At 64.0% G+C, this 14,491-nt stretch carries 18 protein-coding genes; 10 read left to right on the forward strand and 8 right to left on the reverse strand.

Going from position 1 to position 14,491, the window contains the following annotated elements; translation table 11 throughout:
- The first annotated feature begins 34 nt into the window (after nt 1-34).
- Both hutC and IG197_RS04220 read left to right on the forward strand, forming a co-directional pair.
- On the forward strand, nt 35-778 hold the full coding sequence (gene hutC, locus IG197_RS04215) for a histidine utilization repressor (RefSeq protein ID WP_192319562.1): 744 nt from the start codon (nt 35-37) through the stop codon (nt 776-778).
- 125 nt (nt 779-903) lie between these two features.
- Nucleotides 904-1,239 (forward strand): hypothetical protein, encoded by a 336-nt coding sequence (locus IG197_RS04220; protein WP_192317161.1) that lies wholly within the window; start codon nt 904-906, stop codon nt 1,237-1,239.
- Between the two features lie 92 nt (nt 1,240-1,331).
- Here IG197_RS04220 and IG197_RS04225 read toward each other — a convergent pair whose 3' ends face one another.
- Nucleotides 1,332-1,676, reverse strand: coding sequence for a RidA family protein (locus IG197_RS04225; RefSeq protein WP_055979001.1), 345 nt, complete (start codon nt 1,674-1,676; stop codon nt 1,332-1,334).
- 193 nt (nt 1,677-1,869) lie between these two features.
- Here IG197_RS04225 and aztA point away from each other — a divergent pair, with 193 nt between their 5' ends.
- The 8 genes from aztA to IG197_RS04265 all read left to right on the forward strand — a co-directional run bounded on the left by aztA (nt 1,870) and on the right by IG197_RS04265 (nt 8,394).
- Nucleotides 1,870-2,745, forward strand: a complete 876-nt coding sequence (gene aztA / locus IG197_RS04230; protein WP_192319564.1) for a zinc ABC transporter ATP-binding protein AztA — start codon at nt 1,870-1,872, stop codon at nt 2,743-2,745.
- 8 nt (nt 2,746-2,753) lie between these two features.
- Nucleotides 2,754-3,620, forward strand: coding sequence for a zinc ABC transporter permease AztB (gene aztB / locus IG197_RS04235; RefSeq protein ID WP_154385512.1), 867 nt, complete (start codon nt 2,754-2,756; stop codon nt 3,618-3,620).
- 23 nt (nt 3,621-3,643) lie between these two features.
- Complete coding sequence (gene aztC, locus IG197_RS04240; protein WP_192317163.1) at nt 3,644-4,579, forward strand: zinc ABC transporter substrate-binding protein AztC; 936 nt, start codon at nt 3,644-3,646, stop codon at nt 4,577-4,579.
- Between the two features lie 136 nt (nt 4,580-4,715).
- Nucleotides 4,716-5,906, forward strand: a complete 1,191-nt coding sequence (aztD, locus tag IG197_RS04245; protein ID WP_192317165.1) for a zinc metallochaperone AztD — start codon at nt 4,716-4,718, stop codon at nt 5,904-5,906.
- A gap of 142 nt (nt 5,907-6,048) precedes the next feature.
- Nucleotides 6,049-7,269: a zinc metallochaperone GTPase ZigA gene (gene zigA, locus IG197_RS04250; protein ID WP_192317167.1), complete on the forward strand. Its 1,221-nt coding sequence runs from the start codon at nt 6,049-6,051 to the stop codon at nt 7,267-7,269.
- A gap of 93 nt (nt 7,270-7,362) precedes the next feature.
- Nucleotides 7,363-7,701 (forward strand): TIGR01244 family sulfur transferase, encoded by a 339-nt coding sequence (locus tag IG197_RS04255; RefSeq protein ID WP_192317169.1) that lies wholly within the window; start codon nt 7,363-7,365, stop codon nt 7,699-7,701.
- 91 nt (nt 7,702-7,792) lie between these two features.
- Nucleotides 7,793-8,020 carry a type II toxin-antitoxin system Phd/YefM family antitoxin gene (locus IG197_RS04260; RefSeq protein ID WP_192317171.1) on the forward strand — a complete coding sequence of 76 codons (228 nt, stop codon included), beginning with the start codon at nt 7,793-7,795 and terminating at the stop codon, nt 8,018-8,020.
- Nucleotides 8,017-8,394 (forward strand): type II toxin-antitoxin system VapC family toxin, encoded by a 378-nt coding sequence (locus tag IG197_RS04265; protein WP_192317173.1) that lies wholly within the window; start codon nt 8,017-8,019, stop codon nt 8,392-8,394. Before IG197_RS04260 ends, IG197_RS04265 begins: the two co-directional genes overlap by 4 nt.
- Here the strand turns inward: IG197_RS04265 and IG197_RS04270 are convergent.
- From IG197_RS04270 to IG197_RS04300, 7 genes are all read right to left on the reverse strand, one after another.
- On the reverse strand, nt 8,391-8,927 hold the full coding sequence (locus IG197_RS04270) for a DinB family protein (protein ID WP_192317175.1): 537 nt from the start codon (nt 8,925-8,927) through the stop codon (nt 8,391-8,393). The genes IG197_RS04265 and IG197_RS04270 overlap by 4 nt on opposite strands.
- 13 nt (nt 8,928-8,940) lie before the next feature.
- The gene (locus IG197_RS04275) at nt 8,941-9,687 is read right to left on the reverse strand and encodes a fumarylacetoacetate hydrolase family protein (RefSeq protein ID WP_192317177.1); all 747 of its coding nucleotides are present in this window, start codon (nt 9,685-9,687) and stop codon (nt 8,941-8,943) included.
- A 14-nt stretch (nt 9,688-9,701) separates the two neighbouring features.
- Nucleotides 9,702-10,571, reverse strand: coding sequence for an MBL fold metallo-hydrolase (locus tag IG197_RS04280; protein WP_192317179.1), 870 nt, complete (start codon nt 10,569-10,571; stop codon nt 9,702-9,704).
- Nucleotides 10,572-10,683: 112 nt separating this feature from the next.
- Nucleotides 10,684-11,187, reverse strand: coding sequence for an HPP family protein (locus tag IG197_RS04285; protein ID WP_067963292.1), 504 nt, complete (start codon nt 11,185-11,187; stop codon nt 10,684-10,686).
- Between the two features lie 127 nt (nt 11,188-11,314).
- Nucleotides 11,315-12,349: an L-threonine 3-dehydrogenase gene (gene tdh / locus IG197_RS04290; RefSeq protein WP_192317181.1), complete on the reverse strand. Its 1,035-nt coding sequence runs from the start codon at nt 12,347-12,349 to the stop codon at nt 11,315-11,317.
- A gap of 55 nt (nt 12,350-12,404) precedes the next feature.
- Nucleotides 12,405-13,592 (reverse strand): glycine C-acetyltransferase, encoded by a 1,188-nt coding sequence (locus tag IG197_RS04295; RefSeq protein WP_192317183.1) that lies wholly within the window; start codon nt 13,590-13,592, stop codon nt 12,405-12,407.
- Nucleotides 13,593-13,768: 176 nt separating this feature from the next.
- Entirely contained in the window at nt 13,769-14,248 is a 480-nt protein-coding gene (locus IG197_RS04300; RefSeq protein WP_067963300.1) for a cupin domain-containing protein, read from the reverse strand.
- Nucleotides 14,249-14,491 lie beyond the last annotated feature (243 nt).

The raw sequence follows: 14,491 nt of genomic DNA on the forward strand, positions 1-14,491 counted from the left end.
AAGGGAGACTGGGGTGTCCGATTCGATAGCGGAGATGGTTGAAGAGACGGTTGGCGGCGATGCATCGACATCGCTCTACCAGCGCATCCTCAACGACATCAGGGACCGCATCGTCTCGGGCGAATGGGAGCCCGGCTACCGCATTCCGTTCGAACACGAGCTGACCGAGCAATATGGCTGCTCGCGCATGACCGTGAACAAGGCACTGTCGCAGCTCGCCAAGGCCGGGCTGATCGAAAGGCGCCGCCGCTCCGGCAGCTTCGTGCGCCGGCCGCAATCGCAGGCGGCGGTGCTCGAAATCCACGACATCCGTGTCGAGGTCGAAGCGCTCGGCCTGCCCTATCGCTACGAGCTGATGGCCCAGACCAGGCGGCGTGCCACGACGGTCGACCGCGACAGGCTTGGCGCCGGCCCTTCGGTTGCCGGGCAGGTGCTGGCCTTGCAATGCCTGCATTATGCCGGGGTGCGGCCGTTCTGCGTCGAGGATCGGCTGATCAATCTTGCCGCCGTGCCCGAAGCCGCCGATCAGGAGTTTCGCAAATCGGCGCCCGGGCCGTGGCTGATCGGACAGGTGCCGTGGAGTGCTGCCGAACATGTCATTCGCGCCGCCTCCGCCGATGGCGAGACGGCCGCCGACCTTGGCCTCGCCAGCGGCGCGCCCTGCCTGATCATCGAAAGGCGGACCTGGAGCGCGGAGCGCCCGGTCACCCATGTGCGCTTCACCTATCCGGCCAATGCGCATGCCGTGGTGGCGCGCTTCACGCCGTCCGACGGCTAGGCGATTTTGAGCGAGCATCCGGCGGCGGCAACATGCAGCTCAGTCCTGCCCGCCCAAGCGGTCTTGAACAAAGGCTTTCATCTCACGCCAATCAGCTTCGATTGTCGCCGTGCATGTCGCGCCCCATGAAAAACGTCCAGATCATCGACGGCGCTGAGAACGCCACCTTCAGCGTGTTCCAGGCAGCGGAGGAGGAGTTTGCCGCCATCTTCCCGGCCGAACGCGACATGGAATTGATCGAAGACCTGATCGAGCGGCTCGGCAAGAAGGCCGCAGGCTCGGTCCTGGCGCAGTTGTGGAGCCGTCCCGTGCTGAAGCGCGATGCCTTGGGAATTCATGGCACCCTGTTCTACGACAATCAGCATCGACGACCCCATATGCCGTTGTCGAAGCGTGAAGTCGATTGGGACGATGGCTCCGTCAACCAGGCTCAGCGGGACCTGTTCGGCAGACACCGTTAGTTTTTCCAAGTCGCCTCGATGCAGAATCAGAAACGCCGCGCATCCCCTTGGATACGCGGCGTTCTTTTGGGCTTCGAGCCGAAACGCGTCGCTTATGCAGCGGCGGTGACGATGATCTCGACCTTGTATTCCGGGCCGGCCAGCTTGGCTTCGCCGGTGGCGCGCGCCGGCGTGTTGCCCTGCGGCACCCAGCCGTCCCAGACCGAGTTCATCTCGGCGAAGGTCGACATGTCGTCGAGCCAGATGATCGCCTGCAGGATCTTGGTCTTGTCGGTGCCGGCCTTGGCGAGCAGCGCGTCGATCTCGGCCAGGATGGCCTTGGTCTGCGCGGCAACGCTTTCGCCCGGGGCGCCGACCTGGCCAGCCAGGTAAACGGTGTTGTTGTGGATGACGATCTGGCTCATGCGGGGGCCGACATCGATACGACGAACGCTCATGGGTGGGTCTCCTTCCGTTAGGGGTGGCGCCTTCTTAGATTTTGCCACCTCCCCGGGCAAGGCCGCAGTGGTCGAATTGCGTGGGCCAGCGGCTTTGCCGCACCGATCCACCGCTTTGTCGCCCGACCTCGTTGACTAATGTAATAACATCACATATCCAAGGACCAGTTCGCTGCGACAAAGCATGAAGCCGATGACCGACGCCTGCCTGACATTCAAGGACCTGACGCTTGGCTACAACAGCCATCCGGCAGTGCACCATCTCAGCGGCTCGATCAGCTCGGGGTCGCTGACCGCCGTGATCGGCGCCAATGGCTCGGGCAAATCCACTTTGATGAAGGGCATCGTCGGCGTGCTGAAGCCGATGGCCGGCATCTGCACCGTCACACCGGGCAAACGCGTCGCCTATCTGCCGCAGCAGTCCGAACTCGACCGCAGCTTCCCGGCCCGCGTCGTCGATCTCGTCTCGCTCGGTCTATGGCCGAGGCGCGGCCTGCTTGGCCGCTATTCCAAGGAAGACCGCGATGCCGTCTCCAAGGCGCTGATGGCGGTTGGCCTCGAAGGTTTCGAAAAGCGCGCCATCGACACGCTGTCGGGCGGCCAGCTGCAGCGCGCGCTGTTTGCCCGTGTGCTGGTGCAGGATGCCGATCTGATCCTGCTCGACGAACCGTTCAACGCGGTCGACGCCAAGACTGTCGGCGACCTGATCCAGCTGATCCAGCGCTGGCATGGCGAAAGCCGCACGGTGCTGGTCGTCGCCCACGACCTCGAACTGGTGCGCGCACATTTCCCGCACACGCTGCTTCTGGCCCGCCGGCCGGTCGCCTGGGGCGAAACGCGCGAGGTGCTGCGCCCGGAAAACCTGCTCAAGGCGCGCCGTTTCGACGAGGCCTGGCATGACGATGCGCCCTGGTGCGAGCCGGACGACGGGCACGGCCATGCGCATTCCCACGCTCATGGACATGACCACGCGCATTCCCACACAGAGGGACATGACGGGCATCACCATCACGATCACGGCGAGGTCCACGATCGTCCCGACCATGAATCCGGCCCCCGGGCAGCGTGACCTTCGCCATGTATGAGTTCCTGATCGCTCCCTTCGTCGAATTCGGCTTCATGCAGCGCGCGCTGGCTGGCTCGCTGATGCTGGCACTGGGCGCCTGCCCGGTCGGCGTCTTCCTGATGCTGCGGCGCATGAGCCTGACCGGCGATGCCATGGCGCACGCCATCCTGCCCGGTGCTGCCGCAGGCTTCCTGCTTTATGGCCTGCAGATCGTGCCGATGACCATTGGCGGGCTGATCGCCGGCGTCATCGTGGCGCTCGGCGCAGGTGCTGTGTCACGCTTCACCGTGCAGCGCGAAGACGCTTCTATGGCCGCCTTCTACCTGATCTCGCTGGCGCTCGGCGTGCTGATCGTGTCGCTGCGCGGCTCGAGCGTCGACCTGATGCATGTGCTGTTCGGCACCGTGCTGGCGCTCAATGACGACGCGCTGACGCTGATCGCGCTGATATCGGGCCTGACGCTTTTGACGCTCGCCATCTTCTGGCGCGCACTCGTCGCCGAATGCCTCGATCCGCTGTTCCTGCGCTCGGTCAGCCGGCTCGGCACGCCTGTCCATTTCATCTTCCTCGGCCTCGTCGTGCTCAATCTCGTCGGCGGCTTCCAGGCGCTCGGTACGCTGCTTTCGGTCGGCCTGATGATGTTGCCGGCAGCCGCGGCACGCTTCTGGACGGCGCGCGTCGAGCCGATGTGTGCGCTCGCCTTCGGCTTCGGCGCCATCTCCTGCATCGCCGGCCTGCTGGTGTCCTACCACGCCTCCCTGCCCTCGGGCCCGGCCATCATCCTGTCTTCCGGCGCGATCTATCTCGCCTCCATCCTTTTCGGCACACGCGGCGTCTTCAACACCAAGCTGCGCCGCCACCGCCACCGCACCGCCTGACCCGCTTCAACATGGAGAGACACATGCTCAGAACAATTGGCTTCGCCTCGCTTATGAGCGTTATAACATTAACGTCGCTGACCACGATTTCGGCCGCAGCCGAACCGCTGAAAGTGGTGGCGAGCTTCTCGATCATCGGCGATTTCGCCAAAAATGTCGGCGGCGACCGCATCGAGCTGACCACACTCGTCGGCCCCGACGGCGACGCCCATGTCTATGAACCTTCGCCCGCCGATGCGGTGAAGATGTCCAAGGCCGATGTCGTGCTGGTCAACGGCCTGCAGTTCGAGGGTTTCCTGCAGCGGCTTGTCGAGGCCAGCGCCACCAAGGCGTCGGTCGTCGAGCTGACCAAGGGCGTCGAGCCGATCAAGATGAAGGAAGAACATGAGCACGCCGCTGAGGCAGGCGGTGATGACCACCATCACGGCGACCTCGACCCGCATGCCTTCCAGTCGATCGCCAATGCCAAGATCTATGTGAAGAACATCGCCGACGCCTTCTGCGCGGCGGATGCCGCCGGTTGCGATGCCTACAAGAGCAACGCCGACGCCTATACGGCCAAACTCACCGCGGCCGAGACCGAGGTCAAGGAAGCGGTGGCATCGATCCCCGAGGCGAAGCGCACCGTCATCACCTCGCATGACGCCTTCGGCTATTTCGAAAACGCCTATGGCCTGACCTTCCTGGCCCCCGAAGGCATTTCGACCGAAGCCGAGGCCTCCGCTGCCGACGTGGCGGCCCTGATCTCGCAGGTTCGCGGCGACAAGGCGTCGGCGATCTTCGTCGAAAACATCACCAATCCGCGCCTTGTCGAGCAGATTTCGGCCGAAACCGGGGTCAAGGTCGGCGGCACGCTCTACTCCGATGCCCTGTCCAAGGCCGATGGTCCTGCCGCAACCTATATCGAGATGATGAAGTCCAACATCGCCACCATCAAGGGCGCGATCCTCGGCAGCTAGGACTGCCCGTCCGAAGCACCGGCGGCCCGCGCGATCGGGCTGCCGCACGACCCGACCAGCCTGGTGAAGGCGGGGCGGAAAACCTCGCCTTTTCTTCTCGCACAATCTGTTATGTAATAACATATATGAGGATATCATGAAACACCTGCTCGCCACGGCATCCGCGCTCGCCATGCTGATCGGCCTCGCCACCGCCCCCGCCTCTTCAGAGGAAAAGACGGCATGGCGGCTGTTCGTCTCCGACCATGCAGCCTCAGTCGTCCATGCCCTCGACATGGAAACCGGCAAGACGATCGAGACCTTCGACGTCAAGGCGCCAACCAGCCTCTACCGCTCAGACAGCGGCCGCAGCATCTTTGCCGTGCAAGGCAAGGGCGACGTGATCTCGGTGCTGTCGAGCGGCATCGCCTTCGGCGACCATGGCGACCACGGCGACATCAAGGTCGAGGCACCCAGGCTGCTCGACGTCGCCTTCGAGGGCAAGAAGCCGTCGCATTTCGTCGACCATGACGGCGACATCGCCCTGTTCTTCGACGGCGAAGGCAAGGCGCGCGTCACCCGCGAGGCTGACATTCTGGACGGCAAGCCGGCCATCCGCGAGGTGGTGACCGACGCTCCCCACCATGGCGTCGCGATCGCCCTTGGCGACGACGTACTGATATCGGAGCCCAACACGGACAAACCCGACGAGTTGCCGACAGGCATTCGTGTCGTCGATCGCGCCGGTGCGACCGTCGGCGATATCCATGCCTGCCCCGACCTGCATGGCGAAGCATCCTCGGGCAACCTGGTGGCCATTGCCTGCGCCGAAGGGCTTCTTATCACCTCAGGCGACGGCAAGATCGAGCTTTTGCCTTATGACAAGGCCTTGCCCGCGGGCAAATCGACGACTTTGGTCGGCGGCCGCGGCCTGCAATATTTCCTCGGCAATTATGGCCCAAGTGCTGTCGTGCTGATCGACCCGAAGTCGGAAGACGCCTTCCGGCTGATCGAGCTGCCGACGCGCCGGGTGCATTTCACCGTCGATCCGGTGCGGGCGAAATTTGCCTATGTCTTCACCGAGGACGGCCAGTTGCACCGCATCGACGTGGTCGCGGGCAAGATCGACGCCTCGCTGAAGCTGACCGAACCCTACTCCATGGACGGCCACTGGAGCGACCCGCGCCCGCGCATCGCAGTTGCCGGCAGCCGCATCGTCGTCTCCGATCCGCTCAAGAGCGTGCTGCATATCGTCGATGCTGAGAGCTTCAAGCAAGGCGACGACATCGCGCTCGAAGGCAAGCCCTTCAACCTCGTTGCCGTCGGCGGCTCCGGCGAAACGCACTGAGCAGCGACTCGCACATCCGGCGGCATTCGCCGCCGGATGTTTTCGCCCACGTCCCGGCCGGCGGCGTTCGCCGCCGGACTCTTCCCCAACGTCCTGGCCGGCGGCATCCGTCGCCGGCTACCCACATCGAAGGGAATGACCAATGCCCGTCCCAAACAAGCCGACACGACTGCCCGTGACAGTGCTGTCCGGTTTCCTCGGTGCAGGAAAGACCACGCTTCTCAACCACATCCTCAACAACCGCGACGGCCTTCGCGTCGCCGTCATCGTCAACGACATGAGCGAGGTCAACATCGACGCAGCGCTTGTCCGCGACGGCGGCGCCGACCTGTCGCGCACCGACGAGCAGCTGGTCGAAATGACCAATGGCTGCATCTGCTGCACCTTGCGCGACGATTTGCTCAAGGAGGTGCGCGCGCTCGCCGGGCAGAACCGCTTCGACTACCTGCTGATCGAATCGACAGGCATTTCCGAGCCCCTGCCCGTCGCCTCGACCTTCCAGTTCCGCGACGAGAACGGCCAAAGCCTGTCCGACGTCGCCCGCCTCGACACCATGGTGACTGTCGTCGACGCCGCCAACCTGCTCAAGGACTATGCGTCGTCCGACTTCCTAAGCGACCGTGGCGAACAGGCCGGCCCCGGCGACGATCGTGCCTTGGTCGACCTGCTTGTCGAGCAGATCGAATTTGCCGATGTCGTCGTGCTCAACAAGGCCTCGACTGCCAGTGCCGCCGACCGCGACGCGGCGCGCAAGATCGTCGTCGCGCTCAACCCCGATGCCCGGCTGGTCGAGACCGATTTCGGCCGCGTGCCGACGGACACCGTCCTCGGCACCGGCCTGTTCGATTTCGACAAGGCCGAACAGCATCCCTTGTGGTTCAAGGAGTTGAACGGCTTTGGCGATCACGTCCCCGAAACCGAGGAATATGGCATCCGCTCCTTCGTCTATCGCGCGCGGCGGCCGTTCGACCCTGAGAAGCTGCACGCCTTCATCAACCGCCAATGGCCCGGCGTCGTCCGCGCCAAGGGCTTCTTCTGGCTCGCCACAAGGTCCGAATTCGTCGGCGAGATCAGCCAGGCCGGCGCCCTGGTGCGCACCGGCAAGCGCGGCCTGTGGTGGTCGGCAGTGCCGCGCGGGCAATGGCCCGACCATGCCGAATGGCATGAAGCGATGAAGCCCTATCTCGACCCGGTCTGGGGCGACCGCCGTCAGGAGATCGTCTTCATCGGCTGCGATCCGATGAACGAGGTGCGTATCCGCGCCGAGCTCGACCACTGTCTTGTCGACGCCTCGTCCTTCACGCCGGGCAAATGGCGCGATCTCGTCGATCCGTTCCCGTCCTGGCAGCGCCCGGCTGCCTGAACGAGGTCCAACAGCAGTTGCCCCGCGGCGCCAGCAGTGGCAAGACTGGCGCCGACGCGCCGCCAAAGCGGCCAACAAACTGTGAGGACCAAGATGGAATACCGTCAGATCACCGACGACTACTCGGTTTCAGGCCAGATCACCCCTGATGAAGTTGCCGCAATCAAGGCCGCCGGCTTCAAGAGTGTCATCTGCAACCGGCCCGACGACGAACAGCCCGGCCAGCCCTCCGCGGACAGCGTCAAGTCCGCCGTCGAAGCCGCCGGCCTTGCCTTCCGCTACATCCCGGTCATCAGCGGCGCCATGACCGGCGACAATGTTGCCGACATGGCCGACGCGCTCGACGAGATGGACGGTCCTGTTTTCGCCTATTGCCGTTCGGGCACACGCTGCACCAATCTTTATATGGCGATCCAGCAGAGCAAGGGCTGACCGGCTGCGACTGGGGCTCATGTTTGCGTGAAGCCCTGTTATGACCTAAATTATGGTCATAAGGACAACATTGTTGTCGTAGGGATGGGCCATGAATGTTTCGGTCGCAGAAGCCAAGGCCAAGTTCTCCGAACTGATCAAGCGGGCGGAAGCCGGCGAAGAAATCACCGTCACGCGCCACGGCAAGGCCGTGGCGCGCGTCATGCCGCCTGAGCCGGAACCGGCATTGCTCCCGCGGATCGGTGCGCTCAAGGGCAAGATCTGGATCGCTGACGATTTTGACGAACCGCTTGACGACTTCAAGGAATACATGACGTGAGCGGCGAGGCCTTTCTCGCCGACACGCATGTCATTCTGTGGTCGATCAACGACGATCCCCGCCTGCGATCAGCCCACCGGGACATTCTGGCATCGTCGGCGATTGTATATGCCAGTGCGGCGAGCGTCTGGGAGATCGCGATCAAGCAGAGCATAGGCAAGCTGGACGTGCCGACCGACTTCGGCTTCCTTCTTCCCAGGATGCAGTTTACGCCGCTTGCCATCACCATCCAGCATGCCCAGAAAGTGACAGAACTGCCCCGCCATCATGGCGACCCGTTCGACCGGCTGCTCATCGCGCAGGCGCAGGTCGAGAAGCTGTCGATCCTCACGGCCGATCCGGCATTTGCGCGCTACGATGTGGCGCTCGCCTAAAGTTTTAGCCGCTCGACCTCTTCGCCCCTGAAACGCAGATCGTAGTCGAGGAAGAACTCGTCGAGCTGCGGCGGATCCACCGAACTACCCGACAGCATCGCATGGACCTGGCCGCGATGATGGATCTGGTGGATGAACAGATGGGCCAAAAGGTCACCGATGCGCTCGGGGATCTGGCCGGCCTCACCGCGATCCGACAGCACCCGCCTGTCGAGATCAGCGGCCTGGAGGCCGTCGCAGCAGGCGACCAGCCGCCGGTCGAATTCGGCCTGCGCCGCGGCAAGGCTTTGCGCCGTGTCGAAGGCAACATATCGGTCGAACAGCTTCTGCCCCTCGCCGCCCTCCTCGATCATGTCGAGATAGAACAGGTCGACTTCGAGGATGTGGTTGAGCGTCTCCTTGAGCGAGGGAAAAAAGCTCGTCCGTTCGGCCTCGAGCTCACCCGGCTGCAAGGCCAGCACGGCGCGGTAGATGCGGTCGTTGGACCACAGACTGTTCCGCGCCATGCGGCTGAAATGGCTGGTCAACTCCATCCGGGCAGCGGTCTCAGGCCGGCTCGAACCTGCCGACCTGGCGTTCGATGGCACCGAAGATCGAGTGGCCGGCCTTGTCTTTCATCTCGACGCGCAGCGTGTCGCCGAGCGACACCGACAGCGTTTCGACCGCGCCCCTGACGATGGTCCCGGTGCCGAGCGCGCGGGTTGCGGCGGCGTCCGCAATCAGCTTGGGAAAGCTGGTCCAGACGGAGGTGACGTTGCGCGCCCCGGCAATCAGCGGCAGATGCACGGCCCCGTCCCAGCCGTCGCCCAGCTCATCAGGGGTGACCGCGACAGGCGACAGCGCCGAAGTGCCGGCCTGGCCGCCATCGAGGATGGTATCGGTGGAGAGCACGATCAGCGCCACCGCCTCCTTCGCCGCCTCTTCGGTCGCCGCCATGGCAACGTCGCCGACGATGACGGCGACCGCGGCTTCGATACTCGCGTCGCGAATCTTGCCGGGCAGTTCGATCGGATCGCGCGGACCGGCAAAGGCATCGCCGCCGCCGCCGAGACGCTGGTAGGCGCGCGGCAGGGGCGAATGGGCGTCATGCTCGTGGAAGCGCGACGACGGCACCGCGCCGATTTCGAGCGAGCCGGCCAAAGCCGCGAGATGCGGGGAGATGCGGCGCCAGTCGTCGAGCGCCGCCTGCAGGTTGGGTGCCAGGAACGAGGCATCGGTGTATCGCGTCAGGTCGCGCGAGACGATGACCAGTTTCCCGTCACGCGAACCGTTCTTCAGCGTCGCCAGTTTCATGCACGTCCTCCCGGTTAGGGGGCGTCTTCGCCCTTGTCAGTCACAACAAGCCCGTCGCGACCAATCGTCAAGGGACCATTCCATGTTTTCCTGACCGCTTCGACCCAATCGGCCTCGCCGATGTCGGGATCGTCGGCCGGAATGAGGTGGTTGAGCACGAGGCGGCCGACGCCAGCACGCGCCGCAATGGTGCCCGCCTCGCCGGCCAGGCTGTGGCTTGCCATCAGATGTTCGCGCAGCCGCGCGCCGTTGCCGGTGCGCGCCACCAGCCGCTCGACACCTTCCTCCAGCATCGCCTCATGCAGCAGGATGTCGGCGCCGCGGGCAAAGTCCGCCAAAGGCGGGAAAAAAGCCGTGTCGGCCGAAAAGACGATCGAAGTGCCCTGATGCTCGAAGCGCAGGGCAAAACACTCGGTGACGGGCGGATGGTCGACACGCAGGGCGGTGACCGACAGATCGCCGTCGCTAAGCACCTCGCCTTCGCCGAACTCGACCACTTCGACCATTTTGCGCAGATCCGGGCGGCCTTCGTCGACGATGCGGATTTCGATGTCGAATTCAAGCGCTTGCACGAAACTCTGCCAGTATCGATTCAATCCGACCGGGCCGAAAAGTGTGACCGGTGTGGCAAGCCCTGCCGTCCAGGCGGTGTGCAGCAGCGGCCCGAGCTCGAGCACATGGTCGGAATGGAGATGGGTGATGAAAACAAGGTCGAGCGCCTTGAGGCTGAGCCCGGCATCGGTCACGCCGCGCGTCACGCCGAGCCCGCAATCGACGACAACAGTGCGGCCGCCGAGTTCGAGCAGCGTCGATGTCGGCCATGGGCCGCCCGGCCTGATCGCCGGCCCGCCCTTGGTGCCGAGCAGGACGAGACGGCCGCTCATGCGCCCCTGCCCGGGCGAACAGCTGCGATCTGCGACTCACATGTCATGTCAAACCTCTTCATGCCGCCGCCCAAGCTAGAGCGGCGGCGGCAACCGAGGCAAGGTCAAAGCGTCAATCGACGCGGCGCGGATATTGGGCGCGCGGCGGGATCCAGTGATGGACAAGCGCCAGCACAAGCAGGCTGATGCAGCTCAGCAGCACGACGATGAACAATGTGCTGCCCTGATAGGGCGTGGCTGTCGCCACCAGCGGGATGGCGCCTGCCGGCGGATGGGTGACGCGGAACATCAGCATCAGCGCGATCGAAACACCGACCGCCACCGCCGACATTTCCCACAGGCCGGGGAAAGCCATCGCAGCGGCGACGCCGATCAGCGTGGCGATGAAATAACCGGCAAAGATGTTGATCGGCTGGGCCAGCGGGCTGGCCGGCTGGCCGAACAGCAGAACCGCGGTTGCGCCCAGCGGCGCAATCAGCATCGGCAGGCCGGTGACCGATGCGAGGCCGCCGACAGCCGCCAGGCCGACGATCGCGCCCGATCCCGACTTGACGTGCGAGAGCATCTGGCCTTTCGGCTCATGCCGGGCAGTAAGGGTGCGTATGTGACGGCGCATCGTTGGTTCCAGGCCGAAGGGCCCGCTTCAATAGCAAATCAGGGCTTCGGCTGGCAACGGCGCTTTGTTCGAATTTTTCACCTCACAGTGAAAAAACTTTCCATGGAAATACCCCTTCCAATCCCCCCTACCAATCCATGACGACCTTGCCGGAATTGCCGCTGCGCATGGCGTCGAACCCGGCCTGATAGTCGTCGATGCCGATGCGGTGGGTGATCAGGCCGCTAACGTCGAGCGGCCCCTGCACCAGCGCGATCATCTTGTACCAGGTCTCGAACATCTCGCGGCCATAGATGCCCTTGAGATGCAGCATCTTGAAGATGACCTTGTTCCAGTCGATCTCGAAACCGGTCGGGGCAATGCCGAGAATGGCGATCTTGCCGCCATTGTTCATGGTGTCGATCATGTCGCGGAAGGCAACCGCCGAGCCCGACATTTCGAGGCCGATGTCAAACCCCTCGGTCATCCCTTCCTCGCGCATCACGTCGCGCAGCTTCTCTTTCGAGGCGTCGACGACGTGATGGATTCCCATCTTGCGGGCCAGCGCCAGCCGGGTCGGGTTGATGTCGGTGATGACGACCTTCCGGGCGCCGACACATTGGGCGACCAGCGCGCCCATGATGCCGATCGGCCCGGCGCCTGTCACCAGCACGTCCTCGCCGACGAGGTCGAAGGACAGCGCGGTGTGCACCGCATTGCCGAGCGGGTCGAAGATCGCGGCGATTTCGTCGGAGACGTCGTCGGGGATCGGCACGACATTGTGCTGGGGAATGGCGACATATTCGGCGAAGGAACCCGGCCGGTTGACGCCGACGCCGAGCGTGTTGCGGCAGAGATGTCCCCGCCCGGCCCGGCAGTTGCGGCAATGGCCGCAGACGATGTGGCCTTCGCCGGAGACACGCTGGCCGACCTTGTAGTCCTTCACCCCGGCGCCGAAATCGGCGACGGTGCCGACGAATTCATGTCCCGTCACCATCGGCACCGGCACGGTCTTCTGCGCCCACTGGTCCCAATTGTAGATATGGACGTCGGTGCCGCAGATCGCCGACTTCCTGACCTTGATCAGAACGTCATTGGGGCCGACCTCCGGCACCGGCACCTCTGCCATCCAGATCCCCGGTTCAGCCTTCGCCTTCACCAGTGCGCGCATCATGTTCGACATTGTCTTGTCCTCGGAATCGCTTGATCCGGAATCGCTTTTCGCAATCCCGGCAGTGCTACCAGATCACCTCGAGTTCGCGCCCGACCTCGGCGAAGGCCGCGATCGCGCGATCGATATCGGCTGAAGAATGCGCCGCCGACATCTGCGTGCGAATGCGCGCCTGCCCCTTGGGCACCACCGGGAACGAAAAGCCGATGACATAGATGCCGCGCTTCAGCATGCGCGCCGCCATCTCCTGGGCCACCTTGGCATCTCCGAGCATGACCGGGATGATCGGGTGGTCGGCGCCGGCAAGCTTGAAGCCGAGCTTGCCCATGCCGGCGCGGAAACGCTCAGCATTGGCATAGAGTTTTTGGCGCAGGTCCGCGCCTTCGGCGATCAGCTCGAGCACCCTGATCGAGGCGCCTGTTATGGAAGGGGCAAGCGTGTTGGAGAACAGATAGGGCCGCGAGCGCTGGCGCAGCCAGTCGACGACCTCGCGTCTGCCCGAGGTGTAGCCGCCGGAGGCGCCGCCCAGCGCCTTGCCGAGCGTGCCGGTGATGATGTCGACCCTGCCCTCGACGCCACAATGCTCCGGGGTGCCGCGCCCGTTCCTGCCGACGAAGCCGACGGCATGGCTGTCGTCGACCATCACCATCGCCCCGTATCTGTCGGCGAGATCGCAGACGCCCTTGAGATTGGCGATGATGCCGTCCATCGAGAACACACCGTCGGTGGCGATCAGCTTGAAGCGGCTGCCTTCGGCCTTCTTCAGCTCCTCCTCGAGTGCTGCCATGTCGTTGTTGGCGTAGCGAAAACGCCTGGCCTTGGACAACCTGACGCCGTCGATGATCGAAGCGTGGTTGAGGGCATCCGAGATGATCGCGTCCTCTTCGCCGAGCAACGTCTCGAACAGGCCGGCATTGGCGTCGAAGCAGGAGGAATAGAGGATGGTGTCCTCCATGCCGAGGAAGCCGGAGAGTTTTGCCTCCAGTTGCTTGTGCTCTTCCTGGGTGCCGCAGATGAAGCGCACCGAGGCCATGCCGTAGCCATAACGGTCGAGGGCTGACTTGGCGGCGTCACGCAGTTCATGGCTGTCGGCGAGGCCGAGATAGTTGTTGGCGCAGAAGTTCAGCACCTTTTCGCCGCCGACCTCGATCTCGGCACCCTGCGTCGAGGTGATGACGCGCTCGGACTTGTAGAGCCCGGCGGTTTTGAGGCCGGACAGCTCCGTCTGGAGATGGGAGAGGAAAGCACTTGTCATCGCGTCACGTCCCGTTCGTTGGCCTGATATGGCGGCAAGACCTGGCCGATACTACAGGAAATACGACCCGAGAGGTCGATCATCCCTGGCACAGGATGCGGCCAAGCCGGGCCCCTTGCAACGAGCACGTTTCACGAGAAAAGAGCCGGCCGGGACGACCGGCTCTTCAAGACGGGTCAGGACAGCGGCGCGCCGATGATGTCGATGCCGTTGCGGGCACAGGCCTCGGTGAGCGCCGTTATGGCCTCCGGCGTCGGCGCGACCTGAGGCGGCAACTCCGCCTTGTCGGTGGGCACGCCGATCTCCCGCACCAGGCGCTCGAAGTCGCCGCGCGTGGTGACGGTCAGGCAACGGGCACCCTCGGCGGATTCGACGCGGTAGCTGTGCGGAACACCCTTCGGCGCCATCATGGTCTGGCCGGCGCGACCCACCAGCTCCTTGCCGCCGACATTGAAGCGCATCACGCCGTCGAGGATATGGAACACCTCGTCTTCGTTGACATGGATGTGCAGCGGCGGCGATGAGCCATAGGGCATCAGATGTTCGATGACGCTGATCGTGTCGGCTCCCGCCTCACCCGATACCTTGATGGTTGCCAGAGAGCCGGCAAACCACAACAACTCGCCGTCACTGTCGGTCTTCGCATGCATGGTCATTTCTCGTCCTTTCGAGCAGCGCGGTCTGAAAATCCGCGGTGCCCCGATCTAAGCGGCGACCGTATCCGCTCGAATTCAGCGAAACCGAACGCTGTATCCGAAAGCTGAAACAATTCGCGTCTCATACGAAAGCAAAAGAACCCTGCACTGGAGAGCCCGACCTGTCAGGAAAACGACGCGGCCAAGCGCCGTTTCCCTCGCCGCGGCGGCCGACTGCCCGGTTTATCCTTGGCCACGATCAGG

It is taken from the genome of Aminobacter sp. SR38 (genome assembly GCF_014843375.1).
GTDB classification, from domain to species: domain Bacteria; phylum Pseudomonadota; class Alphaproteobacteria; order Rhizobiales; family Rhizobiaceae; genus Aminobacter; species Aminobacter ciceronei.

Coding starts and splice junctions, on each gene's coding strand:
- IG197_RS04270 (WP_192317175.1), bottom strand. CDS start 8,927: ATGGAGTTGACCAGCCATTTCAGCCGCATGGCGCGGAACAGTCTGTGG.
- aztB (WP_154385512.1), top strand. CDS start 2,754: ATGTATGAGTTCCTGATCGCTCCCTTCGTCGAATTCGGCTTCATGCAG.
- hutC (WP_192319562.1), top strand. CDS start 35: ATGGTTGAAGAGACGGTTGGCGGCGATGCATCGACATCGCTCTACCAG.
- IG197_RS04275 (WP_192317177.1), bottom strand. CDS start 9,687: ATGAAACTGGCGACGCTGAAGAACGGTTCGCGTGACGGGAAACTGGTC.
- IG197_RS04285 (WP_067963292.1), bottom strand. CDS start 11,187: ATGCGCCGTCACATACGCACCCTTACTGCCCGGCATGAGCCGAAAGGC.
- IG197_RS04300 (WP_067963300.1), bottom strand. CDS start 14,248: ATGACCATGCATGCGAAGACCGACAGTGACGGCGAGTTGTTGTGGTTT.
- aztD (WP_192317165.1), top strand. CDS start 4,716: ATGAAACACCTGCTCGCCACGGCATCCGCGCTCGCCATGCTGATCGGC.
- aztC (WP_192317163.1), top strand. CDS start 3,644: ATGCTCAGAACAATTGGCTTCGCCTCGCTTATGAGCGTTATAACATTA.
- IG197_RS04295 (WP_192317183.1), bottom strand. CDS start 13,592: ATGACAAGTGCTTTCCTCTCCCATCTCCAGACGGAGCTGTCCGGCCTC.
- IG197_RS04220 (WP_192317161.1), top strand. CDS start 904: ATGAAAAACGTCCAGATCATCGACGGCGCTGAGAACGCCACCTTCAGC.
- IG197_RS04255 (WP_192317169.1), top strand. CDS start 7,363: ATGGAATACCGTCAGATCACCGACGACTACTCGGTTTCAGGCCAGATC.
- tdh (WP_192317181.1), bottom strand. CDS start 12,349: ATGTCGAACATGATGCGCGCACTGGTGAAGGCGAAGGCTGAACCGGGG.
- zigA (WP_192317167.1), top strand. CDS start 6,049: ATGCCCGTCCCAAACAAGCCGACACGACTGCCCGTGACAGTGCTGTCC.
- IG197_RS04225 (WP_055979001.1), bottom strand. CDS start 1,676: ATGAGCGTTCGTCGTATCGATGTCGGCCCCCGCATGAGCCAGATCGTC.
- IG197_RS04260 (WP_192317171.1), top strand. CDS start 7,793: ATGAATGTTTCGGTCGCAGAAGCCAAGGCCAAGTTCTCCGAACTGATC.
- aztA (WP_192319564.1), top strand. CDS start 1,870: ATGACCGACGCCTGCCTGACATTCAAGGACCTGACGCTTGGCTACAAC.
- IG197_RS04280 (WP_192317179.1), bottom strand. CDS start 10,571: ATGAGCGGCCGTCTCGTCCTGCTCGGCACCAAGGGCGGGCCGGCGATC.